Here is a 26,594-nt window from a genome sequence, read left to right as displayed (position 1 = left end):
TTTTTTGAACAAAATATGAGAACAACAACATGCAAACAGCCAAACCTCATCTCGAACTGCTGACCTGCGAGGCGGCCTATCGCCACAACCCGACCGCGCTGTTTCATCAGGTGTGCGGGGCTCGTCCGGCAACGCTGCTGCTGGAGTCTGCGGATATCGACAGCAAGGACGATCTCAAGAGCCTGCTGCTGGTCGACAGCGCGCTGCGCATTACCGCTTTAGGTGACACTGTCACCATCAAGGCATTATCAGACAATGGCGCATCGCTGCTGCCGCTGCTGGATGCCGCCCTGCCTTCAGGCATTGAAAACGAACGTCATCCAGAAATGCGCATTCTGCATTTCCCACCGGTGAGCCAGCTGCTGGACGAAGACGCGCGCCTCTGCTCCCTGTCCGTTTTCGATGCCTTCCGCCTGCTGCAGAACCTGGTCACCGTGCCGGAAGACGAGCGTGAGGCGATGTTCTTTGGTGGGCTGTTTGCTTATGACCTGGTAGCCGGATTTGAAGAGTTGCCGGAAACCGAGCAGGGTAATCGCTGCCCGGACTATTGCTTCTATCTGGCTGAAACGCTGCTGGTGATCGACCACCAGAAGCAATATACCCGCATCCAGGCAAGCCTGTTCACACCTTCTGTCTCTGAGAAACAACGCCTTGAGCACCGCATCGCTCAGCTGCAGCAGCAGATGACGGAAGCACCGCCTGCGCTTCCGGTGCAGCGCGTGGAAAAAATGACCTGCGACGTTAACCAGACTGACGATCAGTACGGCGCCGTGGTTCGCCAGATGCAAAAAGCGATTCGCGCCGGGGAAATTTTCCAGGTCGTGCCGTCCCGTCGCTTCTCGCTGCCCTGCCCGTCGCCGCTCGCAGCGTACGACGTGCTGAAAAAGAGTAACCCAAGCCCGTACATGTTCTTCATGCAGGACAACGAGTTCACGCTGTTCGGCGCCTCGCCGGAAAGCTCGCTGAAGTACGATGCCACCAGCCGTCAGATTGAGATCTACCCGATTGCCGGAACCCGTCCGCGCGGTCGTCGCGCCGACGGCTCGCTGGACCGCGATTTGGACAGCCGCATCGAACTTGAAATGCGTACCGACCACAAAGAACTCTCCGAGCACCTGATGCTGGTTGACCTGGCGCGTAACGATCTGGCACGCATTTGCACCCCAGGCAGCCGCTACGTGGCGGACCTGACCAAAGTCGACCGCTATTCGTTCGTGATGCACCTGGTCTCCCGCGTGGTCGGCGAGCTGCGCCACGATCTCGACGGGCTGCACGCCTACCGCGCCTGCATGAACATGGGCACCCTGAGCGGTGCGCCAAAAGTACGCGCCATGCAGCTGATTGCCGCCGCCGAAGGACGCCGTCGCGGCAGCTACGGCGGCGCGGTGGGTTACTTCACCGCCCACGGCGATCTCGACACCTGCATCGTAATCCGCTCCGCCTATGTTGAAGACGGTATTGCCACCGTTCAGGCGGGTGCCGGGATTGTTCTTGATTCTGTTCCGCAGTCTGAAGCTGACGAAACGCGCAGTAAAGCCCGTGCGGTCCTTCGCGCCATTGCTACCGCACACCATGCACAGGAGATTTTCTGATGGCTGACATTCTGCTGCTCGATAATATCGACTCCTTTACCTATAACCTGGCAGATCAGCTGCGTGCGAATGGCCACAACGTCGTTATCTACCGCAACCACGTTCCCGCGCAGACCCTGATTGACCGTCTGGCCACCATGCAAAACCCGGTGCTGATGCTCTCCCCGGGGCCAGGCGCACCGAGCGAAGCGGGCTGTATGCCGGAGCTGCTGACCCGCATGCGCGGCAAGCTGCCGATTATCGGCATCTGCCTCGGCCATCAGGCGATTGTTGAAGCCTATGGCGGCTACGTTGGCCAGGCAGGTGAAATCCTCCACGGTAAGGCGTCCAGCATTGAACATGACGGCCAGGCAATGTTTGCCGGGCTGCCGAACCCGCTCCCGGTCGCGCGCTATCACTCGCTGGTTGGCAGCAATATTCCCGCCGGGCTGACGATCAACGCCTCTTTTGAAGGCATGGTGATGGCGGTGCGCCACGATGCGGACCGCGTCTGCGGCCTGCAGTTCCACCCGGAATCTATCCTGACCACCCACGGCGCCCGCCTGCTGGAGCAGACGCTCGACTGGGCGTTACAGAAGCTGGAGCAGACCAACACCCTGCAGCCGATTCTGGAAAAACTGTACCAGGCGCAGACCCTGAGCCAGCAGGAGAGCCACCAGCTCTTCTCCGCCGTGGTTCGCGGTGAACTGAAGCCTGAACAGCTGGCGGCCGCGCTGGTGAGCATGAAGGTGCGCGGCGAAAGCCCGCAGGAGATCGCCGGTGCCGCCACGGCCCTGCTGGAAAATGCCGCCCCGTTCCCGCGCCCGGACTATCAGTTTGCCGATATCGTCGGTACCGGCGGTGACGGCAGTAACAGCATCAATATCTCCACCGCCAGTGCCTTCGTGGCGGCGGCGTGTGGTTTGAAGGTCGCGAAGCACGGTAACCGCAGCGTTTCCAGCCGGTCAGGCTCTTCCGATCTGCTCGCCGCTTTCGGTATTAACCTCGATATGAACGCCGAGCGTTCCCGCGAAGCGCTGGATGACCTGGGCGTCTGCTTCCTGTTTGCGCCGAAGTATCACACCGGTTTCCGCCACGCGATGCCGGTTCGTCAGCAGCTTAAAACCCGCACGCTGTTTAACGTGCTCGGCCCGCTGATCAATCCGGCGCACCCTCCGCTGGCGCTGATTGGTGTCTATAGCCCGGAACTGGTTCTGCCGATTGCCGAGACGCTGCGCGTGCTGGGTTACCAACGTGCCGCCGTGGTGCACAGCGGCGGTATGGATGAGGTTTCTCTTCATGCCCCGACGCTGGTGGCCGAACTGCGCGACGGTGAAATCCTCAGCTATCAGCTGGAGGCTGCCGACTTCGGCCTCGCGCCGTATCACCAGGAAGCGCTGGCTGGCGGTACGCCGGAAGAAAACCGTGACATTCTGACGCGCTTATTACAAGGTAAAGGAGAGGTCGCCCATGAGGCCGCCGTTGCTGCCAACGTCGCCATGCTGATGCGTTTGCACGGTGAGGAAGACCTGAAGGCCAACGTTCAAAAAGTTCTGGATGTACTGCGCTCCGGTGCAGCTTACGATCGCGTTACCGCACTTGCGGCAAGAGGGTAAAGAATGCAGACCGTTTTAGCGAAAATCGTTGCCGATAAGGCCATCTGGGTGGAAGCCCGCAAGCAACAGCAGCCGCTTGCCAGTTTCCAGAATGACGTCGTACCAAGCCAACGTCGTTTCTATGATGCCCTGCAGGGTGCACGCACCGCGTTTATTCTTGAGTGCAAAAAAGCCTCCCCGTCTAAAGGTGTTATTCGCGACGATTTCGACCCGGCGCGTATTGCCGGCATTTATAAGCATCACGCGTCAGCCATCTCCGTGCTGACGGATGAGAAATATTTTCAGGGCAGCTTCGATTTTCTGCCGATCGTCAGCGGCATCGCGCCGCAGCCGATCCTGTGCAAAGACTTTATTATCGACCCGTATCAGATCTGGCTGGCGCGTTTTTACCAGGCCGACGCCTGCCTGCTGATGCTCTCGGTGCTCGACGATGAGCAGTATCGCCAGCTTTCCGCCGTGGCGCACAGCCTGAACATGGGCGTGCTGACCGAAGTGAGCAACGAAGAGGAGCTGGAGCGCGCGATTGCGCTGGAAGCCAAAGTTGTCGGGATCAACAACCGCGATCTGCGTGACCTGTCCATTGACCTGAACCGTACCCGTCAGCTGGCGCCGCGTCTGGGGTCTGGCGTCACGGTGATCAGCGAATCCGGCATTAACAGCTATGCCCAGGTGCGCGAGCTGAGCCACTTCGCCAACGGTTTCCTGATTGGCTCCGCCATGATGGAGCATGACGATCTCAACGCGGCCGTGCGTCGCGTGCTGCTGGGTGAAAACAAAGTCTGCGGCTTAACCCGCGAACAGGATGCCCAGGCCGCGTATGAAGCCGGGGCGATTTACGGCGGGCTGATCTTTGTCGATTCCTCTCCACGCGCGGTCAGCGAAGAGCAGGCGCGTAAGATCATCGCAGCGGCTCCGCTCAGCTACGTGGGCGTTTTCCGCAACGTAGATATTGCAGACGTTGCGGCCAAAGCCGAGGCGTTACCCCTGAGCGCGGTGCAGCTCCACGGCGATGAAGACCAGAGCTACATCGATGCCCTGCGCGCCGCGCTGGCACCACAGGTGCAAATCTGGAAAGCGCAAAGCGTTGGCGATACGTTGCCCTCGCGTAACCTGAACCATGTGGATAAATACGTCCTCGATAACGGCCAGGGCGGCACCGGCCAGCGTTTTGACTGGTCGCTGCTGAACGGCGAAAAGCTGGACAACGTCCTGCTGGCGGGCGGATTAAGCCCGGATAACTGCGTAGAAGCCGCTAAAACCGGCTGCGCAGGCCTCGATTTCAATTCAGGCGTAGAGTCCCAACCGGGTATCAAAGATGCCAGCAAGCTGGCCTCGGTTTTTAAAACTCTGCGTGCATATTAAGGAAGAGAAGATGACGACATTACTTAACCCGTATTTTGGTGAGTTCGGCGGGATGTACGTCCCGCAAATCCTGATGCCCGCGCTGCGCCAGCTGGAAGAAGCGTTTGTCAGCGCGCAGAAAGATCCGGCGTTTCAGGCTGAATTTACCGACCTGTTGAAAAATTATGCCGGTCGTCCGACCGCGCTGACCAAATGCCGCAACCTGACGGAAGGCACCAAAACCACGCTGTATCTGAAGCGTGAAGACCTGCTGCACGGCGGCGCGCATAAAACTAACCAGGTGCTGGGCCAGGCGCTGCTCGCGAAGCGTATGGGCAAAACCGAAATCATCGCCGAAACCGGTGCGGGTCAGCACGGCGTGGCCTCTGCGCTTGCCAGCGCCCTGCTCGGTCTGAAATGCCGCATCTATATGGGAGCGAAAGACGTTGAGCGTCAGTCTCCGAACGTCTTCCGTATGCGTCTGATGGGAGCAGAAGTGATCCCGGTGCACAGCGGCTCCGCAACGCTGAAGGATGCCTGTAACGAAGCGCTGCGCGACTGGTCTGGCAGCTATGAAACCGCACACTATATGCTCGGTACCGCGGCGGGCCCGCACCCGTTCCCGACTATCGTGCGCGAATTCCAGCGCATGATCGGTGAAGAGACCAAAGCGCAGATCCTTGAAAAAGAGGGTCGCCTGCCGGATGCGGTTATCGCCTGCGTTGGCGGCGGGTCTAACGCCATCGGTATGTTCGCAGACTTTATTGACGACACCAGCGTGGGTCTGATTGGCGTAGAGCCTGCCGGTCACGGCATTGAATCGGGTGAACACGGCGCGCCGCTGAAGCATGGCCGCGTGGGGATCTACTTCGGTATGAAATCCCCGATGATGCAAACCGATGAGGGACAGATTGAAGAGTCTTACTCTATTTCTGCTGGCCTCGACTTCCCGTCCGTCGGGCCGCAGCATGCGTTCCTGAACAGCACCGGCCGCGCGGACTATGTCTCCATTACCGATGACGAAGCGCTGGAAGCCTTTAAAACGCTGTGCCGCAGCGAAGGGATCATCCCGGCGCTGGAGTCTTCGCACGCCCTGGCGCATGCGCTGAAAATGATTAAAGAAAACCCGGAAAAAGAACAGCTGCTGGTGGTGAACCTTTCCGGCCGCGGTGACAAAGATATCTTCACCGTTCACGATATTCTGAAAGCACGAGGGGAAATCTGATGGAACGCTACGATAACGTATTTGCAGAGCTGAAATCCCGCCAGGAAGGCGCGTTCGTTCCCTTCGTCACCCTGGGCGATCCGGGCCCGGAACAGTCGCTGAAGATTATCGACACTCTGATTGAAGCCGGCGCCGACGCGCTGGAGCTGGGTATTCCGTTCTCTGACCCGCTGGCGGATGGCCCGACCATCCAGAACGCAACGCTGCGCGCATTTGCCTCCGGCGTGACGCCAACCCAGTGCTTCGAGATGCTGGCGGCGATTCGCCAGAAGCACCCGACCATTCCGATCGGCCTGCTGATGTACGCCAACCTGGTCTTTAACCGCGGTATTGATGAGTTCTATGCCGAGTGCGCGCGCGTGGGCGTCGACTCCGTTCTGGTGGCAGACGTGCCGGTTGAGGAATCTGCGCCATTCCGTCAGGCGGCGATGCGCCATAACGTCGCCCCGATTTTCATCTGCCCACCGAACTCTGATGACGAACTGCTGCGCCAGATTGCCTCTTACGGACGCGGGTATACCTACCTGCTCTCCCGCGCGGGCGTGACCGGTGCCGAGAACAAAGCGGCGTTGCCTCTGCATCATCTGGTGGAGAAGCTGGCCGAGTACCATGCCGCGCCTCCGCTGCAGGGGTTCGGGATTTCCTCCCCGGAGCAGGTCACCGCAGCGATTGACGCGAAAGCGGCAGGTGCCATCTCCGGCTCCGCGATTGTGAAGATCATCGAAAAGAACGTGGACAAGCCCGAGCAGATGCTGGCCGAGCTGAAAGCGTTTGTGACCGCAATGAAAGCGGCGACGCGTAAAGCATAACCCTTCCACCGTCTGGCTTCCTGCCAGACGGTTACCCTTCCAGGCTATCACTCTTCCTGCTGCTGACGTGCGGGCTGCTATTTAAGAACGCAATTGACAGGCCAGTAATGACGAATGCTTCAATTATGCTTTCTTAATAACGTTTCCGGGGCGGACATCGGGACTTACCAATTTGTAAAGTACCGGCAGCATGGACCAAATCAGCTAAAGTACGAACCTGCATTTTATCCATAACCCGACGTCGATGGACCTTCACGGTAATTTCTGATATGCCCAGTTCAGACGCAATTTGTTTGTTTTGCAGGCCATTAATCGCCAGCTCAAAGGTCTGCTTCTCGCGCCGTGTTAATGCCTGATAGTTTTTACAAAGCTCGAATATTCTTTGCTGCTCTAAAAAGTTATTGGTCGCTTCGATTAGCACATCTTTCACGACATTGATAAATTGTTCCGGTTCGACTGGCTTAGTCAAAAAATCCCGAACGCCTGCTTTCATCGCTCGTACGCAGAGTGGGATTGAGCTGGTCATAGTCAGGATAATTATCGGTATTGTACAGCCACGTTCCTTGAGGGCATCTATCACATCGAAACCGTTAGTGTCTGAGGTGTTAATTTCAAGTATTAAGCATGAGGGATGATCAACTATGGGGCAGGAGAGAAATTCTTCGGCATTTTTGAAGTCAAAAGTTTGATAACCTTTCGCCATTAACAATTTAACCACAAACTGCCTATATGCATCATCATCATCGATAACATAAACAACATCTTCCATATCACTCTCTCCTCACCAGGCCCTCGACGTACATAATACGAACGGAGGCGTCCATTCACAAAAATTTTAGGATTGCCAGCCTCTATGTCTGATATCGTTTAATAACCGGAAGTAACAAAATCAAAGAATAACAATTCATATGCGAATATTCTAATTTAGCAAAGTCAATTAGCATGAGGATATTCTGAAAAAAGATAGATATAAAAGTCCTTTTTGAGCAGCGGTAATGTTAAAACTCATCTTTCAAGCAAATCCTTTTGTATATATTTGACTCATATTGCGGGAATAATCTTAGCCCTGACGATTTAAGGTGCAGTTTTTACAACTGCCAGGTGGTTAAGCTGAATAAGAGTGCGTTTTTGGTGTTAACGCCGATTCGGGATCCACCCGCACTCCAGCCAGAGTCTCTGTCAGAACATCTGGTATATCAACGGCTCTTGCTTCTCTGAATTGCGCAGCCGTGCCGAGAATCCAAACGCAGCACGGTTAAATGACTGAGGTCATAAAAAGAGGCGGTATTTTGGAGAAAAGGTTTGGAGAGGTTTTGAGGCAAACGAAAAAGATATATATTCCAGTCCGTTAAATTCACTTACACCTTCTGAGTTCAGAGGCTTATTCATGTCATGGCACGCCTTCAAACAGACTTACCTGGTTAAGTTCTGGTCACCTGTCCCGGCCGTTATCGCGGCAGGCATTCTCTCTACCTACTATTTCGGCATCACCGGCACCTTCTGGGCCGTGACCGGCGAGTTCACCCGCTGGGGTGGCCAATTGCTACAGCTCGCTGGCGTGCATACCGAAGAGTGGGGTTACTTTAAACTCATTCATCTGGACGGCACGCCGCTTACCCGCATCGACGGGATGATGATCATCGGCATGTTCGGCGGCTGTTTCGCAGCGGCGCTGTGGGCAAACAACGTTAAGTTGCGGATGCCCAAAAGCCGGATTCGCATAATGCAGGCGGTGGTCGGCGGTATCATTGCCGGGTTTGGCGCCCGTCTGGCGATGGGCTGTAACCTGGCCGCTTTCTTTACGGGGATTCCTCAGTTTTCGCTTCACGCCTGGTTCTTTGCTGTCGCCACGGCCATCGGCTCTTACTTTGGCGCAAAATTCACCCTGCTGCCGCTGTTCCGCATTCCGGTGAAAATGACAAAAGTCAGCGCAGCGTCACCGTTAACCCAGAAGCCAGAACAGGCGCGTCGTCGTTTCCGCCTCGGTATGCTGGTCTTTTTGGCTATGGTCGCCTGGGCGCTTTGCACTGCGATGAATCAGCCCAAACTCGGCCTGGCGATGCTGTTCGGCGTGGGTTTTGGTCTGCTCATTGAACGCGCGCAGATCTGCTTTACCTCCGCGTTTCGCGATATGTGGATCACCGGTCGGACGATGATGGCGAAGGCGATTATCGCCGGAATGGCGGTCAGCGCCATCGGCATCTTCAGCTATGTTCAACTCGGCGTCGAACCGAAAATCATGTGGGCTGGTCCTAATGCGGTGATTGGCGGCCTGCTGTTTGGCTTCGGGATTGTGCTGGCTGGCGGGTGTGAAACCGGCTGGATGTACCGCGCCGTTGAAGGTCAGGTGCATTACTGGTGGGTGGGCCTGGGAAATGTTATCGGCTCGACGATTCTGGCGTACTTCTGGGACGATCTGTCCCCGGCGCTTGCCACGAGTTGGGACAAGGTCAACCTGCTGAGCACCTTCGGTCCTCTCGGCGGCCTGCTGGTCACCTACGCCCTGCTGCTGGTCGCTTTTTTACTGGTTGTCGCGCAGGAGAAACGCTTCTTCCGTCGTGCGAGTGTTAAAACAGAAACCCAGGAGAATGCTGCATGAAAGAGATCGTGCCCGATTACCGTCTGGATATGGTCGGTGAACCCTGCCCTTATCCGGCTGTTGCCACGCTTGAAGCGCTACCGCAGCTCAAAAAAGGGGAAATTCTTGAAGTGGTCAGCGACTGCCCGCAGTCCATTAACAACATTCCGCTGGATGCGAAAAACCACGGTTACACGGTGCTGGATATCCAGCAGGATGGCCCGACCATTCGCTATTTGATTCAAAAATGATCGCCAGGGGCCTCGCGAGGGGCCTTTATCGCATTGAATTATAAGACGTCTTGATCCACGGCAAAAACGCAATTTTTGACTTAAGTAAAATCTCACTTCCCTTTTGAAGGAGGTTTTCGCGGTTTGATGTATTTACGAGCTTTACTGGTTTTCGCCTTATTGATTCCCTTCCATGCGCTGTCCCTGAATTTCTCTTCTACCTTCCTGCGCCTTAATTGTCCGCAAAGAGGACTTGTCGAGGTTATTCTGCACGTTTATGACCATACCCAGGAACGATGGCAAGGTCATTTTGAAACCGGTGCGGGACATAAACGTGCGGGTGATACCGAAATTATCCCGTTTGCCAACGGCGACATTCTTTTTCATTCCCTGTCCAGCGACGCTTTCAGCTATTTATACGATGGGGAAAAGATCCTGAGGCACTGCGTAAAGCTTGATGAGCGGCCGGTTTATCCGTCGTTTTGAAGTGAGCAAAGCAAACTGGCCACCCTGTGGCCAGTTTGACGGGGGATCAGAAACGATAACCCGCAGAGAACATAAACACCCACGGATCCAGGCGAGTATTGATACTTTGCTGCTGACCGCCCGCCTTGAAGCGTACGTCCGTATCAATATCCATGTACCAGACCGAGGCGTTAATCAGCCAGTCGCGGTTAATCAGATAGTCCAGACCGACCTGCCCCGCCATACCCCACGAATCTTTCAGGCTGAGGTCCGTCAGACCGGCCTCTTTACCGGTATCGTTAAACTTCTCGTCAAAGAAGGTGGTGTAGTTCACACCAGCGCCAATATAAGGACGCACCTTGCTGCTGGCATCACCAAAATACCATTGCGCCATCAGCGTTGGCGGTAAATGGTGAACCGTTGCAATATCACCGGTTGCGCCCAGACCCACGCGATGACGGAACGGCGTTGCAGCAAGAAGCTCAACACCAACGTTTTCCGTCGCCATATAGGTGAACGTTAACCCTAACTGGGTGTTATTACTGACGTTAAAACCGCCCATACCCAGCACGTTATCCGATCCTTCAGTTGGGCGAACCGTAGCCGAACCGGCACGAATAAAGAATTCGCCTGCTTCATGCGCATACGCGCCGCCAGAGAGACTGCTTAATACAAGGGCTGCCACCGCTAATTTTTTCATATCCGCTCCATCGTTGTGGTTTTAATCGCGGGTGAGAATATACTCACAAATGAGTAATAAGTGATCTGCTACAGATCACATTAAAACCAGTAACTTAACATTCATTGATCTGGATTAATTTTTTGTTACGCACTGAAAAGCGATAAGTTGTTTCCATGTCAATTTTTGGCATTTCACGGTTACAAAATTTTCCCTTTTCCCCCTCTTGCTCTTCCTCTGGCGGCTGGATAATTTATCGCTCTCACAAATTGATTTGATGCGTTCTTCTTTAGCAGGTGTGCCATGAGTGATATCAACCCGTGCATGACGTGCGGAGCCTGTTGTGCGTATTTTCGAGTCTCTTTCTACTGGGCCGAAGCCAGCGATGGCGGCGGTACCGTTCCGGTTCATCTTACTGAGCCGTTAACGCCCTTTCTGCGCTGCATGAGCGGCACAAACCAAAAGCAGGCCCGCTGCGTGGCGCTACAGGGTGAGCCCGGGGTCTCTACCCGATGTTCCATCTATGAGGATCGGCCCAGCCCGTGTCGGGAATTTGCCATGTCGGGGGAAGATGGCCAGGTCAACGAAGCCTGCAATCGCGCCCGGGCGCGCGTTGGATTACCGCCGCTTTACAAAGATATGCTTTTCCATACAAGCCTTGATGCTGCCACAGCAGGTGCATCCGGTGTACAATTGCCGGCTAATTAACACCTGCAATACTCAAGGAGAGTGCATGTCTATCACGGCGAAGTCTGTCTACCGTGACACGGGAAACTTTTTCCGCAATCAGTTCATAACCTTTTTACTGATCGCGTTGCTATGTGCCTTTATCACGGTGGTGCTGGGCCATGCCTTCTCACCGAGTGAAGAACAGATTGCCAGCCTGAGCCAGGGCGACCATCTTGCCGGAAGCGTGGGGCTGTTTGAGCTGGTGCAAAACATGACGCCGGAGCAGCAGCAAATTCTGCTGCGGGCGTCTGCCGCGTCTACGTTCTCAGGCCTGATTGGTAATGCGGTTCTGGCGGGCGGCGTTTTACTGATGATTCAGCTGGTCTCGGCGGGTCACAGGGTCAGCGCCTTACGGGCGATTGGTGCCAGTGCGCCAGTCTTACCTAAGCTGTTTATCCTGATCTTTTTAACCACCATGCTGGTGCAAATGGGGATTATGCTTGTCGTGGTGCCGGGCGTATTACTGGCTATCGTGCTCTCATTTGCGCCTGTGATGGTGGTGCAGGATAAGATGGGGATTTTTACCGCGATGCGCAGCAGCATCCGACTGGCATGGGCTAATATGCGTCTGGTAGCGCCCGCCGTGATCGGCTGGCTGCTCGCCAAAACGCTCCTGCTGTTGTTTGCACCGAATTTTGCGGTATTAACGCCGAACGTTGGCGCTGTAGTGGCGAATACGCTGAGCAATCTGATTTCAGCGGTGCTGCTGGTCTATCTGTTCCGCCTGTATATGTTAATTCGTCAGTAATCCTGAGGCGGGCGGCATCGCTGCCACCCGCCCCGTTCAGAAGATGGAATCACAGAATGAAGCAGTTTCTTGATTTTTTACCGCTCGCGGTCTTTTTCGCTGTCTATAAGTTGTATGACATTTTTGCTGCAACAAAAGCGTTAATCGTCGTGACCGCCGTAGTGCTGATCTATAGCTGGATTCGCTATCGCAAAGTCGAAAAAATGGCGCTTATCACGTTCATTTTAGTGGCGGTGTTCGGTGGATTGACCATTGCCTTACATGATGTTGAATTTATTAAGTGGAAGGTTACCGTTATTTATGCGTTGTTTGCAGCAGCATTACTGTTCAGTCAATGGTTCATGAAAAAGCCCCTGATCCAGAGCATGTTAGGTAAAGAACTAACGCTGCCGCAGGTAGTCTGGTCGCGTCTGAATACCGCCTGGGCAATCTTCTTTATACTTTGCGGTCTCGCTAATATCTATATCGCCTTCTGGCTGCCGCAGGATATCTGGGTCAACTTTAAGGTCTTCGGCCTGACCGCGCTGACGCTTATCTTCACGCTGTTGAGCGGCGTATACATCTATCGTCATATGCCCCAGGATGACAACCACTGATTAACGACTGACCAGAACGTCTACGACAGGCGTTCTGGTCTATTCTCTCCGCTGTGAAATCATAGTAGCATCCCGCCTGAAGTCTTCCGTTACGAGTTAAAACAATGACAACAACTAACGCCCCGCAGGGCGAACTGGTTTTACGCACACTGGCAATGCCCGCTGACACCAATGCCAATGGCGATATTTTTGGCGGCTGGCTGATGTCGCAGATGGATATGGGCGGCGCAATTCTGGCAAAAGAGATTGCCCACGGGCGCGTGGTGACTGTGCGAGTGGACGGCATGACCTTCCTGCGCCCGGTTGCGGTGGGAGATGTGGTTTGCTGCTACGCGCGCTGCGTCAAACGCGGCAACACCTCTATTTCAATCAACATCGAAGTATGGGTCAAGAAAGTCTCTTCGGAACCCATTGGGCAACGTTATAAGGCCACCGAAGCGCTGTTTATTTATGTTGCAGTGGATAGCGAGGGTAAACCTCGTCAACTTCCGCAGGCCTGATTGACAGGCAAAAAAAAAGCCTCCATCAGGAGGCTTTTTTTATTCCATCTGCGCCCCGCCGTTCAGGCGGAAAACAATATTCACGATCAGTCCATTGCCCGGTTTTCCGGCCTCATAGCGCCATCTGCGCATCGCCGATTTCACTTCGCGCTCAAACATATTGGAAGGCTGAGCGGACAAGATTTCCACGTTATCCACGCGGCCATCGGCAGTGACGTCAAATTTAACCCGTACGCGGCCTTCAATACGTAAGGCCTGCGCTCGCGCCGGATACTGAGGCTGGTTGCGACTCAGCGCGCGCGGACCCGCAGGGGCACTGACTGTCGGCTTAGGCGCGGTTGCGGTGTTATTCATCACCGGACGCGAAGGCGCCGCATTCTCCACTGTCTGGGTCGCGCGCGGTTCAACCGGACGTTCCTCGCGTTTCGGACGCTCCTCGATCTTCTTCACCGGCTTTGGCTTCGGCTTAGGTTTTGGCTTCGGTTCAGGCTTGTGGATCACCACCGGCGCTTCCTTCGGTGGCGCCGGAACAGGCTCGGGCTCTGGCTCAGCCACCGGCTGCGGTGGCGGAGGGGCAACCTGCGGCGGTTCGAGATCCGCTGGCGAGACCATCGTCACCGAAATCGGCTGCGCGGGCGCCGGCATTTCAATAACCTGATGAACCGAGGTATACAGCAAACCCGCCACAACAGCACCGTGAATCACGACAGAAAGCAGCGTCGGCCAGGGAAAGCGGCGAGGTAAATCAAGGGTCATCGAAGTCATAATCATCAACGTTAAAAAACCGAACACTGATTTTAAATGCAAATAGCAATCATATTCAATAAGACACTTTGTTCTGGCGCAACTTTAGCGCATGTGAGGCCAAAAAAAGCGCATTCAGATCAGGGTATTAACATTGTTTTTATTTTACATTGCAGTCGCTTGCCCTTTCACATAACTTAACTGACACTTTTACCGGTTAAGGAGCTTCGCCGTGTTTTACGTGATTTACTCTGAAGATGTTGCTGATTCGCTCGAAAAACGCCAGGCCGTGCGCCCTGCGCATCTGGCACGTTTGCAGCTGCTCCAGGATGAAGGCCGTTTACTGACCGCCGGTCCAATGCCTGCAGTAGACAGCAACGATCCGGGCGCCGCTGGTTTTGCCGGTTCCACCGTGATTGCTGAATTTGAATCTCAGGAAACCGCTCAGGCATGGGCTGACGCAGATCCGTATGTTGCAGCAGGTGTGTATGCGAAAGTGACGGTTCGACCATATAAGAAAGTGTTCTGATACTAAAGCGGCTCCGAAAGGAGCCTTTTTTATGGTAGAGGTTACGCTTCTCTGAGCCGGGTAAACTGCTGTTCCGTTATAAGGCTTCCCCACTGATCGCCCTCCCATTCTTTGACGAGCGTAAATCCAAACGATTCGTATAAACGTCGTGCGGCGCTCAGCTTATTGAATGTCCAGAGATGCACGGCAGAGAAACCAGCGCTGTCACAAAAGCGCATCGCTTCGGTCAGCAGTTTTTTCCCCACCCCGCGTCCCCGGCAGCCATCGTCGAGAATAAACCAGCGAAGATGGGCTTCACCCGGCGCTAAATCCTCGCCGTCTATCGCCACTGACCCCACTATCCTGCCGTTCATCACCGCCAGCCAGATCTGGTTGCATGGCTTATCCAGGCGGTCACTAAATTCTGCAACCCCTGTAGCCACTTTGGCCTCAAAAAAGCGGCCAAAATGGTGCTCGCGCGCGTAGTAAACCCCGTGCATCTCCGCGACACGGCCAATCATGCCGGGCATATACCCCAGCACTATCGTGAGCTCATCGGGGGGCGTGTCGCTGCCCGTCTCACGGCACGCCAGCAGCGCGTTGGCATAAAGGGAGAGTCCTTCAGAAATGGTCTGCTGCTGGGCAGGAGCAAGACTCTTTATTGCTGAGACCACGCGCTCGTTGCTAAAGGTATTAATATTACTGACCGTCTCATGACCTTTCGCGGTCAGCCTGAGACTCTTCGCTCTCGCATCTTCAGGTGAAGTCACCTCCTCGAGCTCACCCGCGGCAATCAGACGAGCCAGCATCCGGCTGACGCTGGACTTATCCAGGCCCAGCAGCTGCACCAGCTGACTCGCCGTCATCTCTTTGTGTAAGGCGATTTCGACCAGGGTATGGACGGCCGAAGGGGAGTAATTTGTTGAGGCCAGGGTCGAGGCCATAAAACCTAACTCTCGCACCATCAGGCGCGAGGAACGTCGAATAACACTGACTACCGGGGTTTCGCTGTGCATGTTGTGCCCTCACCATTTAGTTGCACTATACAACTAAATGGTGAGGGGTTGTCAAACATAATAAAAAGGCTCCCTCAGGAGCCTTTCATTCATCAATGCAGCGACGCCAACCTCGCCGCAAACCCTACAAACAGCAGCCCTATCAGCCCGTTCCCCAGCTTTGCCAGTTTCTTTTTCGTTTTCAGATAACGAGTGACAAACGCGCCTGAGAAGATCAGGAAGCTCATGTACATGAAGCTTATCAACTCCAGCGTCGTCGCGAGGATCAGGAAAGAAGTGCCGGTGCTCTGTGCATTCACGTCAATGAACTGAACGAAGAACGATACGTAGAACAGAATCGCTTTGGGATTGGTCAGGCTTAATACCAGCGAACGTTTCATGATCATACTGGCCGGTTCGGGGCCGCTCTCATGCGCGTTTTGCTGACGGTTCACCACCGACCAGAGCATTTTGCCCCCCAGCCAGAGCAGATAGAAGGCTCCGAGATAGCGCACGATATTAAACAGTACCGGCGTGGTCTGGATTAATGCCGCGACGCCCGCCCAGGCCAGAAACATCAGCACCGCATCGCCGATAAATACGCCCGTGGCGGCAAGATACCCTTTTTTAACACCGTGACCGATCCCGGTTTTTAGCACAAACAGGGTATTCGGCCCTGGCACCAGCACGATAAAAAACGCGCCGACAACATACGTCCAGAAATTCAGTACGCCAAACTCCGCAAACACTTCTCCCTCCTTTTGCTAAACACAACAGGAATATCGCTGCAAATACGCTATTCCTAAAAAATCAGACGCTATAAAATCAGCGGGCACCCGTTACGGTGCCCTCATGGTTTCAGATATCCTGGACTGCGAACAGCAACGCATTGCGATGCCTGGTCAATCCACATTTTCTGATGGCGTGAATACGCATATTGCGGCGGGATTGTGCTTCCAGCCAACGAGCCTTGCGACGACTCACCTGTCGCAACATGCGCCAGCGCCCTACTTCTGTTCTACTGCGCTTCATGTCTACAACTCTTTAACTAACAGAGCCGCCATTATAAACCCAACCCGGCAGCAAACCAGCGCTTTTACCTGGCGTTTTTATTTGCCAGATGAATCCTGATGCGTACACTCATAACAATACGCTTTCAAAAGGATTTTTTTACCTATGACAACCTTCTACACCGTGGTGAGTTGGCTGGTCATTTTGGGATACTGGCTGTTAATCGCGGGTGTGACATTACGCATCCTGATGAAGCGCAGAGCCGTACCCTCTGCCATGGCCTGGCTTCTGATCATTTATATCCTCCCGCTGGTGGGAATTATTGCCTATCTCTCTTTCGGCGAGCTACATCTGGGTAAACGCCGCGCCGAGCGCGCCCGCGCCATGTGGCCCTCCACCGCGAAGTGGCTGAACGACCTTAAAGCCTGCAAACATATCTTTGCCGAGGAGAACAGCAGCGTCGCCTCCTCACTATTTAAGCTGTGCGAGCGCCGCCAGGGGATTGGCGGCGTTAAGGGCAACCAGCTGCAGCTGCTGACCTCGTCCGACGACGTCATGCAGGCGTTAATCCGCGATATTCAGCTGGCTCGTCATAATATCGAGATGGTTTTTTATATCTGGCAGCCCGGCGGGATGGCTGACCAGGTCGCTGAATCGCTGATGGCCGCCGCGCGGCGCGGCATTCATTGCCGCCTGATGCTTGACTCCGCGGGTAGCGTGGCATTTTTCCGTAGCCCCTGGGCGGGCATGATGCGTAATGCCGGGATCGAAGTGGTTGAAGCGCTGAAGGTGAATCTTCTGCGCGTGTTTCTGCGCCGGATGGATCTCCGCCAGCATCGCAAAATGATCATGATCGATAACTATATTGCCTACACCGGCAGTATGAACATGGTTGATCCGCGCTTCTTCAAACAGGACTCGGGCGTAGGTCAATGGGTTGATTTGATGGCGCGAATGGAGGGGCCGATAGCCACCTCGATGGGCATCGTTTATTCCTGCGACTGGGAGATTGAAACCGGCAAGCGTATCCTGCCGCCGCCTCCGGACGGCAATATTATGCCGTTTGAAGAGGCGAGCGGTCACACCATTCATACCATTGCTTCCGGGCCGGGCTTCCCGGAGGACTTAATCCATCAGGCGCTGCTGACGGCAACCTACTCGGCGCGTGAATATCTGATCATGACGACGCCCTACTTTGTCCCCAGCGACGACCTCCTGCACGCGATCTGTACCGCCGCGCAGCGCGGTGTCGATGTGAGCATCATTTTGCCACGCAAAAATGACTCCCTACTGGTGGGCTGGGCCAGCCGGGCTTTCTTCAGCGAACTGCTGGCCGCAGGGGTGAAAATTTACCAGTTTGAAGGCGGATTGCTCCACACCAAGAGCGTTCTTGTCGACGGCGAGCTGAGCCTGGTGGGAACGGTCAACCTGGATATGCGCAGCCTGTGGCTAAACTTTGAAATCACGCTGGTCATTGATGATGCCGGCTTTGGCGGCGACCTCGCCGCGGTGCAGGATGATTATATCTCCCGCTCGCGGCTGCTGGATGCCAGACTGTGGGTAAAACGTCCGATGTGGCAGAGAATTGCCGAACGACTGTTTTACTTCTTTAGTCCGTTGCTGTAAAACGTGCCCAACGATGTTAAACAGGTAGTCATCATGGAAATGGATCTGAACAATCGCCTGACCGAAGACGAAACGCTCGAGCAGGCCTACGACATTTTTCTCGAACTGGCGGTTGATAACCTCGATCCCGCAGACGTGATCCTCTTTAATCTGCAGTTCGAAGAGCGCGGTGGCGCCGAATTGTTCGACCCTTCAGAAGACTGGGCTGAGCATGTGGATTTCGACCTGAATCCTGACTTCTTTGCAGAGGTGGTGATTGGGCTGGCCGATGAAGACGGCGGCGAAATTAACGATATTTTCGCCCGCGTCCTGCTCTGTCGGGAGAAAGACCACAAGCTGTGCCATATTCTCTGGCGCGAATAATAAAAAAGGCTGCGATTGCAGCCTTTTTTATTTACTCCGGCAATTCACTGCCGCAGCGGTGACAAAACCGCGCGTCGTGTTCATGTTCGCCCTGCTGGCAATGAGGACACTTGCGCTGCTGCTTGCGGCTCTGAAACGCGCTGCTCATGTGTGTGGTAATAAGACCCGTTGGGATCGCAATCACCGAATAGCCAATCAAAATCAGCACGGACGCCACGATGCGCCCCAGTGGCGTATGGGGCGTAATATCACCGTAGCCCACGGTGGTGACGGTCACAATGGCCCAGTAGACGGACGCATTGAGCGTCGTAAAGCCATATTTAGGCCCTTCTATTAAATACATCAGCGCGCCAAAAACAATCATGACGATGGCAATAAACGAGTAGAACAAAATAAGCTGATGCCGGGCGCTGACGATCGCACTCCAGAACACGCGTAATGACGGCATAAAACGCAGTAATTTCAGAATACGTAATACCCGAATCACGCGCATCGCTCGCCAGGCAAAGACATAACTCAGGCTAATCTCCGGCCACAGCCACATGACATAGAGCGGCAGGATGGTGGCTAAATCGATAAATCCCCAGAAGCTGAAAACATATCTGGCCGGATTGGGCCAGGCTATTACCCGGAGGAGATATTCAGCGGTAAAAACCAGGGTAATCGCCAGTTCAAGCCAGACAAAGATATGCCATTCGTCAAACGTCAGGTGGTATTGCGTCCCGGCACCCGATTCAATAAAGATGACAACCACGCTGAGGAGCGCAAATAAACCGCACAGACCTTCAAAGCGTCGCCCGGAAACCGTTTCAGGATCGAATAAAAAATGATATAGCCGCCGACGGGCTGACGTGAATAAACGCGACACAGTGACCTCGCAAAAAATAAGGGCTGACATCATGTCAGCCCTTGCGATTATAACGGGTCTACTTTCAGGCAGGAAACCGCATGTCGGAAACTGCCTTCGAGAACCGGTCGCGTTTTAGCGCATTCCGGCCCGGCCATCGGGCAGCGCGTGCGGAAGACGCAGCCTGACGGCGGGTTAATCGGTGAGGGTAATTCCCCTTCCAGAAGCTGGATGGTTTTATTCTTTTCCAGATCCGGATCGGGGATCGGAACCGCGGACATCAGCGCTCTGGTGTAGGGGTGCAATGGATTATGGTAAACCTCGTCATAGGTGCCCAGCTCCACGGCATGCCCCAGATACATCACCAGCACGCGGTCAGAGATGTGTTTCACCACGGCCAGGTCATGCGCGATGAAGATCAGCGACAGCCCCATTTCGCGCTGCAGTTTCTGCAGCAGGTTAACCACCTGCGCCTGAATGGACACGTCCAGCGCGGAAACCGGCTCATCGCAGATAATCAACTTAGGTTCGAGGATCAGCGCACGGGCAATACCAATACGCTGGCACTGACCGCCGGAGAACTCATGCGGATAGCGGTTGATGAGGTTTGGCAACAGGCCGACTTTCATCATCATTGCCTTCACGCGGTCGCGCACTTCCTGACGAGACATCTTCGGATGATAGGTGCGCAGCGGCTCGGCAATAATCTCGCCGATGGTCATACGCGGGTTAAGTGACGCCAGCGGATCCTGGAAAATCATCTGGATATCGCTGCGCACCTCGCGCCACTCGTCGGGTTTCATGCCCAGCAGATCTTTACCCAGCCAGGCCACTTTTCCGTCGGTAGCCTTTACCAGGCCGATAATGGCTCGCGCAAAGGTCGATTTACCGCAGCCGGACTCTCCCACCACGCCCAGGGTTTCCCCTTCGTACAGGCGCAGCGTGACGCCGTCCACCGCTTTCAGGGTCTTAGGCGGCTGCCAGAACCACTGTTTGCCGTCTTTGATGTCGAAATGCACTTTAAGATCGGCGATTTCGAGCAGCACGTTGCGTTTTTCATCTAATGCGTTCATACCAGCTCCTCCTGCGGCTTAAAGCAGGCGCGCAGACGGCCTGGTGCAAACTCTTCCAGCGGCGGAGCGCTGTTGCAGATTTCCATCGCGTGCGGGCAGCGCGGCTGGAACGGACAGCCTTTCGGCAGACGCAGCAGGTTTGGCGGGTTGCCCGGAATGGTGAGCAGGGATTCCCCTTCCGCATCAAGACGCGGCACCGCATTCAGCAGACCAATCGAGTACGGGTGCGCAGGCTGATAGAACACATCGCGCGCTTTGCCGTATTCCATGGTACGACCGGCATACATCACCAGCACTTTGTCGCAGATGCCCGCTACCACGCCCAGGTCGTGGGTGATCATGATAATCGCCGTGTTGAATTCGCGCTTTAGCTCGTTCAACAGGGTCATGATCTGCGCCTGAACGGTAACGTCCAGCGCGGTGGTAGGTTCATCGGCAATCAGCAGCTTTGGCCGGCACAGCAGCGCCATCGCAATCATCACGCGCTGACGCATACCGCCAGAAAACTCGTGCGGGAACATGCGCATACGCTTGCGCGCTTCCGGCATTTTCACCGCATCCAGCATTTTGACCGACTCTTCAAAGGCCTCCGCTTTGCCCAGGCCTTTGTGCAGCATCAGGACTTCCATCAGCTGCTCGCCTACGCGCATATACGGATTCAGCGAGGTCATCGGATCCTGGAAAATCATCGAGATCTGTTCGGCACGCAGCTTGTTCAGCTCGTGTTCCGGCAGGTTGAGGATTTCACGACCGTTGAATTTAGCGGAGCCGCCAATCACGCCGTTAGCAGCCAGCAGGCCCATCAGCGCAAAGGCAGTCTGGGATTTTCCGGAACCGGATTCCCCTACGATCCCCAGCGTTTCACCCGCGCGCAGGTTGAAGTTGAGATCGTTGACGGCGGTAACATCCCCGTCCGGCGTTTTAAAGGTCACGCGGAGATCTTTCACATCCAGCAGAAGGTTATTCTGCTGTTGCGCCTGTGGCGCAGTGGCCGTTTCAATAATTGTCATGACGGCGCTCCTTAACGGTCTTTCGGGTCGAGGGCATCACGCAGGCCATCGCCGATAAAGTTAAAACAAAACAGGGTAACGACCAGGAAACCCGCCGGATAAAGCAGCAGCCACGGTGAAACTTCCATCGAGTTTGCACCATCGCTCAGCAGCGCGCCCCAGCTGCTCAGAGGCTCTTGTGTACCGAGGCCCAGGAAGCTCAGGAAAGATTCAAACAGGATCATGCTTGGCACCAGCAGTGAGGCATAGACCACCACCACGCCCAGCACGTTAGGAACGATATGGCGAACCACGATATTCCCGGTTGATACACCGCCTACCTGCGCGGCTTCGATAAACTCTTTGCGTTTGAGGCTCAGCGTCTGGCCGCGAACAATACGCGCCATATCCAGCCAGGACACCATCCCGATGGCCACGAAGATCAGCAGGATATTCTGGCCGAAGAAGGTCACCAGCAGGATGACGAAGAACATGAACGGGAAGGAGTTCAGGATTTCCAGCAGACGCATCATTACCGAGTCTATTTTGCCGCCGAGGTAGCCGGAAAGTGAACCGTAGAGCGTACCCACGATCACCGCCACCAGCGCGGCAGCAATACCGACCATCAGCGAGATACGGCCACCGATAGCGACTCGCACCAGCAGGTCGCGTCCTGAGGAGTCCGTGCCGAAATAGTGGCCTGATTCCATATCCGGCGCGCTGGACATCATGCCCCAGTCGGTGTCGAAATAGGTAAATTGCGACAGCATCGGCGCCAGGGTCACAAACAGCGCGATGATCACCAGAACAACCAGACTGGCAACCGCTGCACGGTTGTGCATAAAGCGACGGCGCGCGTCCTGCCAGAGGCTACGACCTTCTACTTCCAGTTTTTCACTGAAGTTTTCCAGCGCCTCGCTGTTTTTCTTACTCAACATCATGGCGTGCTCCAGCGTTAGTAACGAATTTTCGGGTCGATGACGGCATACAGCACATCGACAATAGCGTTAAAGAGAATGGTCAGCGCACCGACGAGAATCGTCAGGCTCAGAACCAGCGAATAGTCGCGGTTGAGCGCGCCGTTAACGAACAGCTGACCAATGCCAGGCAGGCCGTAGATTGTTTCGATAACCATAGAGCCGGTGATGATCCCAACGAATGCCGGTCCCATGTAGGAGAGCACGGGCAACAGCGCCGGTTTGAGCGCGTGGCGGAAAATAATCCGACGCATCGGCAGCCCTTTAGCGCGCGCGGTACGAATGAAGTTCGAGTGCAGCACTTCGATCATTGAACCACGGGTGATACGCGCGATACTGGCGATGTACGCCAGAGATAATGCCACCATTGGCAAAATCATGAACTTCAATGCCCCGCCGTTCCAGCCGCCGCCAGGCAGCCACTTCAGCGTGATGGCAAATATCATCACCAGTAACGGCGCGACAACGAAGCTGGGTATCACTACCCCGGTCATTGCCACCCCCATTACGGCATAATCCCATTTGGTATTTTGTCTGAGCGCGGCGATAACGCCTGCGGTGACCCCGAAAACGATGGCCAGAATGAATGCCGCAGCACCCAACTTAGCCGAAACCGGGAAGCTGGACGCGACCAGGTCGTTAACGGAATAGTCTTTATATTTAAACGACGGTCCAAAATCGCCGTGGGCCAGCTGCTTCAGGTAATTGAAGTACTGGGTGGAGATGGGATCGTTCAAGTGGTATTTCGCTTCGATATTCGCCATGACTTCAGGCGGCAGCGTACGCTCACCGGTAAATGGACTTCCCGGCGCAAGGCGCATCATGAAGAAGGAAATCGTGATGAGAATAAATAGCGTTGGAATCGCTTCAAGACAGCGACGTAGGATAAATTTCAACATTGCCCGTACCTTCTGGCGTGTGCCTATATTATGTGACGTTGGTTAGACACCGTGGGGCGAGCACGCCCGCCCCACTCATTGCCATTAATGCTTGATAATATACAAGTTTTTAACGTAGATATTATCCATCGGGTCTTTACCGGTATACCCACCTACCCACGGTTTCACCAGACGGGCGTTAACGTAGTAGTAAACCGGAACGATCGCGGAATCTTTATCCAGCTGCTGCTCGGCTTGAGAGTACAGTTCTTTACGCTGTGCTTCGTCAGTGGTTTTCAGCGTGTCGCCAATCAGCTTGTCAAACGCCGGGCTCTTATAGTGAGCGGTGTTGTTCGAGCTGTCGCTCAGCATGGTGTTCAGGAAGGAGGTCGGTTCGTTATAGTCCGCACACCAGCCAGCACGTGCCACATCAAAGGTGCCCTGATGACGGCTGTCGAGGAAGGTTTTCCACTCCTGGTTCTCCAGCTTCACGTTCGCGCCCAGGTTCTTTTTCCAGATTGAGGCAACGGCGATAGCCAGTTTTTTGTGCAGATCGGAAGTGTTGTAGAGCAGGCTGAAGGTCAGCGGCTTATCTGCGGTGTAGCCCGCTTCGGCCAGCAGTTTCTTCGCTTCCGCGTTACGCTGTTCCTGAGTCTGTTTGAACCACTCTGGCTCGGTCAGTTTTGCACCATCGGTGTATGGAGGGGTATAGCTGTACGCCGGCAGATCGCCCTGGTTTTTCACTTTGTTCACGATGATATCGCGATCCAGTGCCAGCTTCAGCGCGGTACGGACACGTACGTCGGTAAACGGTGCTTTCTGGTTGTTGATTTCATAGTAATAGGTGCACAGGTACGGATCGACGTGAACTTCTTTAGGGATCTCTTTTTTCAGTTTCTGGAACAGTTCAATCGGCATGTTGTTATAGGTCATGTCGATTTCACCGCTGCGGTAGCGGTTAACGTCAGTCACTTCGGAAGAGATTGGCAGGTAGGTCACCTGGTCAATGACGGTTTTCGCGTTATCCCAATACTGCGGGTTACGGTCAAGCACCATACGTTCGTTGACCACCCAGTCTTTCAGCTTATAGGCACCGTTGGTAACGATATTGGCAGGCTGCGTCCATTTCTCACCAAATTTTTCCACGGCAGATTTTGGTACCGGAGAAACGGACGGGTGAACCAGCAGCTTATAGAAGTACGGAACAGGTTCGCTCAACGTCACTTCAAGGGTATTGGCATCGATCGCTTTTACGCCCAGGTCGGTAACAGGTTTTTTGCCCGCGATGATGTCATCAATATTGGCAATGTGGCCATATTGCAGGTAGCTCGCATACGGAGAGGCGGTGGTTGGATTCGCCAGACGCTGCCAGCTATAAACGAAATCTTCGGCCGTAACCGGTGTACCGTCGGACCATTTCGCATCTTTACGCAGATGGAATGTCCAGACTTTGAAATCTTTGTTTTCCCATTTTTCTGCTACACCCGGTGCCGGGTGGCCGTCTACGTCTGTCACCAGCAGGCCTTCGAACAGGTCGCGGTTAACGTTAGACTCAGGAACACCTTCAATTTTGTGCGGGTCAAGAGACTGAACTTCCGCACCGTTGTTACGCACCAGCGTCTGTTTCTCCGCCAGTTGAACACCTGCAGGAACGTCCGCAGCCATTGCAGCGTTGCCCGCGATTAGCGCAGTTAAAATCCCCGCCGCTACCAGATTTTTTTTTGTGATGATGGACATTGTGTTGGTACTCCACTCATTATAATGACTGGCCTTCGCCAGCTGTGTAATCCCCTGTTGGGGCCTGTACAGCGCAGGAGTTTTTTTTGCTGCTGTCAGGTTCTTCTTTTACTGCTTGCTATCACCGACTTTTTTATTACTGACCGCTCGTATGGCCGTCTTGCGTCGATTCTTTACAGGCCTCCCCTGTTTGAGACCTGCGCTGGATATCTGAGAAGAGAACCATATGAAAATAATTCTCATCTGCTTGTTTTATGCTGCAAAATATTAGGCCGGAAAGTATCAAATGGCGTAAACGCGCGCCAATACATTTTGCAAATTTGTTAAGCAATTCTCTTTTACGGTGAGTACCGCATCGTTGAGGGCAGCCTTGCCGGACATCGAACATCACTAAAAAAACATGACATTCAATAGGATAGAGAAAATTTTCTCTACAAGCGCGTCGCTGCGCTATCATCGAGTGATTTTTTACAAAAATTTAACAACTGGTTATTATTTAGCACATTCATCTATGGGAATGTTGAATTTACTAATATCATTTCGGTTATCTCTCAGCAAGCCCCAGAGTATCATGTGAGTAAAATAACAGATCGATCGAAGGTTTTCTGCGCAGGCGGGTTTGGCTGGAATTAATAACTCATTGAAATAGAAGCAATGAACATTATTAGTAGAATTTATTATGATATGTGAGCATTTCAACTTTAGTTATAGGATTTACTGATAATGACGTAAAAAAACGGAGCCGTAGCTCCGTTCTTTCATACGAAATATCAGTGCAGCAAACCGGGGAAAATGCTTTTAATTCCTGTAACAATGAATTCAATCCCTAACGCCATCAACAGCAGGCCCATAATACGCGTTATGACGTTAATGCCCGTCTGCCCCAACAGTCGCACCAGCCAGGGCGCCATGCGGAATACTCCCCAACAGCAGAGCGCGAAAAGTGCAATGGCAACGGAAAAGCCAATCAGATGCATCAGGCTATGGTAACGCGTGCCCCAGACAATAGTTGAACTGATGGCGCCGGGGCCAGCCATGAGCGGTAAGGCCAGCGGCACCACGCCAATACTTTCGCGGATAGCGGTTTCTGACTTCTCCTGCTTGTTCTGTTTGTCCTCGCCCAGCTTACCGCTGATCATGGACATGGCGATGGTCACGACCAGAATCCCACCCGCTATGCGGAAAGAGTCGATCGAAATCCCGAAGAGCTGGAGAATGGCGTCACCCAGAAAAAGGGAGGTGAGCAATATGATAGCCACTGACAGGTTAGCGGTCAGGTTGGTCTTATTCCTGGCCGCCGCCGTCTGATAACTCGTCATACTAATGAAGACAGGAATGATCCCCACCGGGTTGACCAGGGCAAACAAACCAATAAAAAATTTAAAATACGTTGGAAAATCAAAGAGCGTTTGGATCACGTTTTGCTCCGCTTATACACATGCCCGGGACTGACAATTTGTCATGAGAAATCGCGCTGAAGATACCCTTTTTATCAGCATACTTCACTCGAAATCTGCGGCAAAACGTTATCATTTCAGGATGTTAAATATATGTATAATCAATGGCAGCGCCGCTTCCATTACTTACGTAATTATTTAACACTTGAAAAGCCTCAACGAAATAACCCTGCTGAAAGGTATCAGCTTGGGGGAAAATTGACGCAGATCATGATTTCCGTACTCAGAAGTGAGTAATCTTGGTTACGCCCCCCAGGGAGATCGCCTGACAAAAAGGGATGATGCTAAGGTAAGGCTCTTTT

Annotated in this window: 28 protein-coding genes and 1 other annotated feature (1 of these 29 cut by a window edge); of the genes, 15 read left to right on the top strand and 13 right to left on the bottom strand. The window is 54.0% G+C overall.

Annotation, left to right across the window (positions count from 1 at the left end):
• Positions 1-6, top strand: a sequence feature (Trp leader region); it begins 88 nt to the left of the window's first position.
• A gap of 23 nt (positions 7-29) precedes the next feature.
• From P346_RS20945 to trpA, 5 genes are read left to right on the top strand one after another with little or no spacing between them, the layout of a single operon-like run.
• On the top strand, positions 30-1,592 hold the full coding sequence (locus tag P346_RS20945) for an anthranilate synthase component 1 (RefSeq protein ID WP_032656719.1): 1,563 nt from the start codon (positions 30-32) through the stop codon (positions 1,590-1,592).
• Positions 1,592-3,187, top strand: a complete 1,596-nt coding sequence (gene trpD / locus P346_RS20950) for a bifunctional anthranilate synthase glutamate amidotransferase component TrpG/anthranilate phosphoribosyltransferase TrpD (protein ID WP_032656718.1) — start codon at positions 1,592-1,594, stop codon at positions 3,185-3,187. The genes P346_RS20945 and trpD overlap by 1 nt, the downstream gene beginning before the upstream one ends.
• Positions 3,188-3,190: 3 nt before the next feature.
• Positions 3,191-4,549: a bifunctional indole-3-glycerol-phosphate synthase TrpC/phosphoribosylanthranilate isomerase TrpF gene (gene trpCF, locus P346_RS20955; protein WP_032656716.1), complete on the top strand. Its 1,359-nt coding sequence runs from the start codon at positions 3,191-3,193 to the stop codon at positions 4,547-4,549.
• Between the two features lie 10 nt (positions 4,550-4,559).
• Complete coding sequence (trpB, locus tag P346_RS20960; RefSeq protein WP_032656715.1) at positions 4,560-5,753, top strand: tryptophan synthase subunit beta; 1,194 nt, start codon at positions 4,560-4,562, stop codon at positions 5,751-5,753.
• Positions 5,753-6,562 carry a tryptophan synthase subunit alpha gene (trpA, locus tag P346_RS20965; protein WP_032656713.1) on the top strand — a complete coding sequence of 270 codons (810 nt, stop codon included), beginning with the start codon at positions 5,753-5,755 and terminating at the stop codon, positions 6,560-6,562. Before trpB ends, trpA begins: the two co-directional genes overlap by 1 nt.
• A 133-nt stretch (positions 6,563-6,695) precedes the next feature.
• Here the strand turns inward: trpA and P346_RS20970 are convergent, their stop codons facing one another.
• Positions 6,696-7,331, bottom strand: a complete 636-nt coding sequence (locus P346_RS20970) for a response regulator transcription factor (RefSeq protein WP_032656711.1) — start codon at positions 7,329-7,331, stop codon at positions 6,696-6,698.
• Between the two features lie 618 nt (positions 7,332-7,949).
• Between P346_RS20970 and yedE the strand changes: the two genes are divergently transcribed.
• The 3 genes from yedE to P346_RS22220 all read left to right on the top strand — a co-directional run bounded on the left by yedE (position 7,950) and on the right by P346_RS22220 (position 9,856).
• Positions 7,950-9,161 carry a selenium metabolism membrane protein YedE/FdhT gene (gene yedE, locus P346_RS20975; RefSeq protein ID WP_032656709.1) on the top strand — a complete coding sequence of 404 codons (1,212 nt, stop codon included), beginning with the start codon at positions 7,950-7,952 and terminating at the stop codon, positions 9,159-9,161.
• Positions 9,158-9,391, top strand: coding sequence for a sulfurtransferase-like selenium metabolism protein YedF (yedF, locus tag P346_RS20980; RefSeq protein WP_003856774.1), 234 nt, complete (start codon positions 9,158-9,160; stop codon positions 9,389-9,391). The genes yedE and yedF overlap by 4 nt, the downstream gene beginning before the upstream one ends.
• 126 nt (positions 9,392-9,517) lie before the next feature.
• Positions 9,518-9,856 (top strand): hypothetical protein, encoded by a 339-nt coding sequence (locus tag P346_RS22220; protein ID WP_071995940.1) that lies wholly within the window; start codon positions 9,518-9,520, stop codon positions 9,854-9,856.
• A 46-nt stretch (positions 9,857-9,902) separates the two neighbouring features.
• Here the strand turns inward: P346_RS22220 and ompW are convergent, their stop codons facing one another.
• Positions 9,903-10,535, bottom strand: coding sequence for an outer membrane protein OmpW (gene ompW, locus P346_RS20990; protein WP_023312086.1), 633 nt, complete (start codon positions 10,533-10,535; stop codon positions 9,903-9,905).
• Positions 10,536-10,817: 282 nt separating this feature from the next.
• Here ompW and P346_RS20995 point away from each other — a divergent pair, with 282 nt between their 5' ends.
• The 4 genes from P346_RS20995 to yciA all read left to right on the top strand — a co-directional run bounded on the left by P346_RS20995 (position 10,818) and on the right by yciA (position 13,087).
• Positions 10,818-11,222: a YkgJ family cysteine cluster protein gene (locus P346_RS20995; RefSeq protein ID WP_021240310.1), complete on the top strand. Its 405-nt coding sequence runs from the start codon at positions 10,818-10,820 to the stop codon at positions 11,220-11,222.
• 25 nt (positions 11,223-11,247) lie between these two features.
• Positions 11,248-11,991: a YciC family protein gene (locus P346_RS21000; protein ID WP_032656704.1), complete on the top strand. Its 744-nt coding sequence runs from the start codon at positions 11,248-11,250 to the stop codon at positions 11,989-11,991.
• 56 nt (positions 11,992-12,047) lie between these two features.
• Entirely contained in the window at positions 12,048-12,587 is a 540-nt protein-coding gene (locus P346_RS21005; protein ID WP_028018783.1) for a septation protein A, read from the top strand.
• Positions 12,588-12,691: 104 nt separating this feature from the next.
• Entirely contained in the window at positions 12,692-13,087 is a 396-nt protein-coding gene (gene yciA, locus P346_RS21010) for an acyl-CoA thioester hydrolase YciA (RefSeq protein WP_008502796.1), read from the top strand.
• Positions 13,088-13,126: 39 nt separating this feature from the next.
• Here yciA and tonB read toward each other — a convergent pair whose 3' ends face one another.
• On the bottom strand, positions 13,127-13,843 hold the full coding sequence (gene tonB, locus P346_RS21015; protein ID WP_032656700.1) for a TonB system transport protein TonB: 717 nt from the start codon (positions 13,841-13,843) through the stop codon (positions 13,127-13,129).
• Between the two features lie 220 nt (positions 13,844-14,063).
• Here tonB and P346_RS21020 point away from each other — a divergent pair, with 220 nt between their 5' ends.
• Positions 14,064-14,360, top strand: a complete 297-nt coding sequence (locus P346_RS21020) for a YciI family protein (RefSeq protein WP_032656697.1) — start codon at positions 14,064-14,066, stop codon at positions 14,358-14,360.
• 41 nt (positions 14,361-14,401) lie between these two features.
• Here the strand turns inward: P346_RS21020 and P346_RS21025 are convergent, their stop codons facing one another.
• The 3 genes from P346_RS21025 to P346_RS23040 all read right to left on the bottom strand — a co-directional run bounded on the left by P346_RS21025 (position 14,402) and on the right by P346_RS23040 (position 16,366).
• Positions 14,402-15,355 carry a bifunctional helix-turn-helix transcriptional regulator/GNAT family N-acetyltransferase gene (locus P346_RS21025; protein ID WP_032656696.1) on the bottom strand — a complete coding sequence of 318 codons (954 nt, stop codon included), beginning with the start codon at positions 15,353-15,355 and terminating at the stop codon, positions 14,402-14,404.
• A gap of 92 nt (positions 15,356-15,447) precedes the next feature.
• Entirely contained in the window at positions 15,448-16,083 is a 636-nt protein-coding gene (leuE, locus tag P346_RS21030) for a leucine efflux protein LeuE (protein ID WP_032656695.1), read from the bottom strand.
• 109 nt (positions 16,084-16,192) lie between these two features.
• Positions 16,193-16,366 carry a YciY family protein gene (locus tag P346_RS23040; protein ID WP_086379783.1) on the bottom strand — a complete coding sequence of 58 codons (174 nt, stop codon included), beginning with the start codon at positions 16,364-16,366 and terminating at the stop codon, positions 16,193-16,195.
• Between the two features lie 144 nt (positions 16,367-16,510).
• Between P346_RS23040 and cls the strand changes: the two genes are divergently transcribed.
• Both cls and P346_RS21040 read left to right on the top strand, forming a co-directional pair.
• Positions 16,511-17,971, top strand: coding sequence for a cardiolipin synthase (gene cls / locus P346_RS21035; protein ID WP_029741729.1), 1,461 nt, complete (start codon positions 16,511-16,513; stop codon positions 17,969-17,971).
• 33 nt (positions 17,972-18,004) lie between these two features.
• Entirely contained in the window at positions 18,005-18,334 is a 330-nt protein-coding gene (locus P346_RS21040; protein ID WP_006810881.1) for an HI1450 family dsDNA-mimic protein, read from the top strand.
• A 31-nt stretch (positions 18,335-18,365) separates the two neighbouring features.
• Here P346_RS21040 and P346_RS21045 read toward each other — a convergent pair whose 3' ends face one another.
• The 7 genes from P346_RS21045 to P346_RS21075 form a co-directional block, all read right to left on the bottom strand.
• Positions 18,366-19,235, bottom strand: coding sequence for an ion transporter (locus tag P346_RS21045; RefSeq protein WP_032656693.1), 870 nt, complete (start codon positions 19,233-19,235; stop codon positions 18,366-18,368).
• Positions 19,236-19,249: 14 nt separating this feature from the next.
• Positions 19,250-20,254 carry a murein tripeptide/oligopeptide ABC transporter ATP-binding protein OppF gene (oppF, locus tag P346_RS21050; protein WP_023312094.1) on the bottom strand — a complete coding sequence of 335 codons (1,005 nt, stop codon included), beginning with the start codon at positions 20,252-20,254 and terminating at the stop codon, positions 19,250-19,252.
• The gene (locus P346_RS21055) at positions 20,251-21,264 is read right to left on the bottom strand and encodes an ABC transporter ATP-binding protein (RefSeq protein ID WP_023312095.1); all 1,014 of its coding nucleotides are present in this window, start codon (positions 21,262-21,264) and stop codon (positions 20,251-20,253) included. The genes oppF and P346_RS21055 overlap by 4 nt, the downstream gene beginning before the upstream one ends.
• 11 nt (positions 21,265-21,275) lie before the next feature.
• A complete protein-coding gene (oppC, locus tag P346_RS21060; protein WP_023312096.1) occupies positions 21,276-22,184 on the bottom strand; it encodes an oligopeptide ABC transporter permease OppC in 909 nt (302 codons plus the stop codon).
• Between the two features lie 14 nt (positions 22,185-22,198).
• Complete coding sequence (gene oppB / locus P346_RS21065; protein WP_008502786.1) at positions 22,199-23,119, bottom strand: oligopeptide ABC transporter permease OppB; 921 nt, start codon at positions 23,117-23,119, stop codon at positions 22,199-22,201.
• A gap of 84 nt (positions 23,120-23,203) precedes the next feature.
• The gene (gene oppA / locus P346_RS21070) at positions 23,204-24,835 is read right to left on the bottom strand and encodes an oligopeptide ABC transporter substrate-binding protein OppA (RefSeq protein ID WP_032656691.1); all 1,632 of its coding nucleotides are present in this window, start codon (positions 24,833-24,835) and stop codon (positions 23,204-23,206) included.
• Between the two features lie 770 nt (positions 24,836-25,605).
• A complete protein-coding gene (locus tag P346_RS21075; RefSeq protein WP_023312098.1) occupies positions 25,606-26,253 on the bottom strand; it encodes a YchE family NAAT transporter in 648 nt (215 codons plus the stop codon).
• Between the last annotated feature and the right edge of the window lie 341 nt (positions 26,254-26,594).

The sequence above is a fragment of the Enterobacter sp. DC1 genome, assembly GCF_000568075.1.
Taxonomy (GTDB): domain Bacteria; phylum Pseudomonadota; class Gammaproteobacteria; order Enterobacterales; family Enterobacteriaceae; genus Enterobacter; species Enterobacter asburiae.
This window is presented reverse-complemented; position numbering and strand designations above follow the sequence as displayed.

Excerpts from the sequence above, each read along its gene's own strand:
- P346_RS20945 (WP_032656719.1), top strand. The coding sequence starts at position 30 with ATGCAAACAGCCAAACCTCATCTCGAACTGCTGACCTGCGAGGCGGCC.
- trpD (WP_032656718.1), top strand. The coding sequence starts at position 1,592 with ATGGCTGACATTCTGCTGCTCGATAATATCGACTCCTTTACCTATAAC.
- trpCF (WP_032656716.1), top strand. The coding sequence starts at position 3,191 with ATGCAGACCGTTTTAGCGAAAATCGTTGCCGATAAGGCCATCTGGGTG.
- trpB (WP_032656715.1), top strand. The coding sequence starts at position 4,560 with ATGACGACATTACTTAACCCGTATTTTGGTGAGTTCGGCGGGATGTAC.
- trpA (WP_032656713.1), top strand. The coding sequence starts at position 5,753 with ATGGAACGCTACGATAACGTATTTGCAGAGCTGAAATCCCGCCAGGAA.
- P346_RS20970 (WP_032656711.1), bottom strand. The coding sequence starts at position 7,331 with ATGGAAGATGTTGTTTATGTTATCGATGATGATGATGCATATAGGCAG.
- yedE (WP_032656709.1), top strand. The coding sequence starts at position 7,950 with ATGTCATGGCACGCCTTCAAACAGACTTACCTGGTTAAGTTCTGGTCA.
- yedF (WP_003856774.1), top strand. The coding sequence starts at position 9,158 with ATGAAAGAGATCGTGCCCGATTACCGTCTGGATATGGTCGGTGAACCC.
- P346_RS22220 (WP_071995940.1), top strand. The coding sequence starts at position 9,518 with ATGTATTTACGAGCTTTACTGGTTTTCGCCTTATTGATTCCCTTCCAT.
- ompW (WP_023312086.1), bottom strand. The coding sequence starts at position 10,535 with ATGAAAAAATTAGCGGTGGCAGCCCTTGTATTAAGCAGTCTCTCTGGC.
- P346_RS20995 (WP_021240310.1), top strand. The coding sequence starts at position 10,818 with ATGAGTGATATCAACCCGTGCATGACGTGCGGAGCCTGTTGTGCGTAT.
- P346_RS21000 (WP_032656704.1), top strand. The coding sequence starts at position 11,248 with ATGTCTATCACGGCGAAGTCTGTCTACCGTGACACGGGAAACTTTTTC.
- P346_RS21005 (WP_028018783.1), top strand. The coding sequence starts at position 12,048 with ATGAAGCAGTTTCTTGATTTTTTACCGCTCGCGGTCTTTTTCGCTGTC.
- yciA (WP_008502796.1), top strand. The coding sequence starts at position 12,692 with ATGACAACAACTAACGCCCCGCAGGGCGAACTGGTTTTACGCACACTG.
- tonB (WP_032656700.1), bottom strand. The coding sequence starts at position 13,843 with ATGACCCTTGATTTACCTCGCCGCTTTCCCTGGCCGACGCTGCTTTCT.
- P346_RS21025 (WP_032656696.1), bottom strand. The coding sequence starts at position 15,355 with ATGCACAGCGAAACCCCGGTAGTCAGTGTTATTCGACGTTCCTCGCGC.
- P346_RS23040 (WP_086379783.1), bottom strand. The coding sequence starts at position 16,366 with ATGAAGCGCAGTAGAACAGAAGTAGGGCGCTGGCGCATGTTGCGACAG.
- cls (WP_029741729.1), top strand. The coding sequence starts at position 16,511 with ATGACAACCTTCTACACCGTGGTGAGTTGGCTGGTCATTTTGGGATAC.
- P346_RS21040 (WP_006810881.1), top strand. The coding sequence starts at position 18,005 with ATGGAAATGGATCTGAACAATCGCCTGACCGAAGACGAAACGCTCGAG.
- P346_RS21045 (WP_032656693.1), bottom strand. The coding sequence starts at position 19,235 with ATGATGTCAGCCCTTATTTTTTGCGAGGTCACTGTGTCGCGTTTATTC.
- oppF (WP_023312094.1), bottom strand. The coding sequence starts at position 20,254 with ATGAACGCATTAGATGAAAAACGCAACGTGCTGCTCGAAATCGCCGAT.
- P346_RS21055 (WP_023312095.1), bottom strand. The coding sequence starts at position 21,264 with ATGACAATTATTGAAACGGCCACTGCGCCACAGGCGCAACAGCAGAAT.
- oppC (WP_023312096.1), bottom strand. The coding sequence starts at position 22,184 with ATGATGTTGAGTAAGAAAAACAGCGAGGCGCTGGAAAACTTCAGTGAA.
- oppB (WP_008502786.1), bottom strand. The coding sequence starts at position 23,119 with ATGTTGAAATTTATCCTACGTCGCTGTCTTGAAGCGATTCCAACGCTA.
- oppA (WP_032656691.1), bottom strand. The coding sequence starts at position 24,835 with ATGTCCATCATCACAAAAAAAAATCTGGTAGCGGCGGGGATTTTAACT.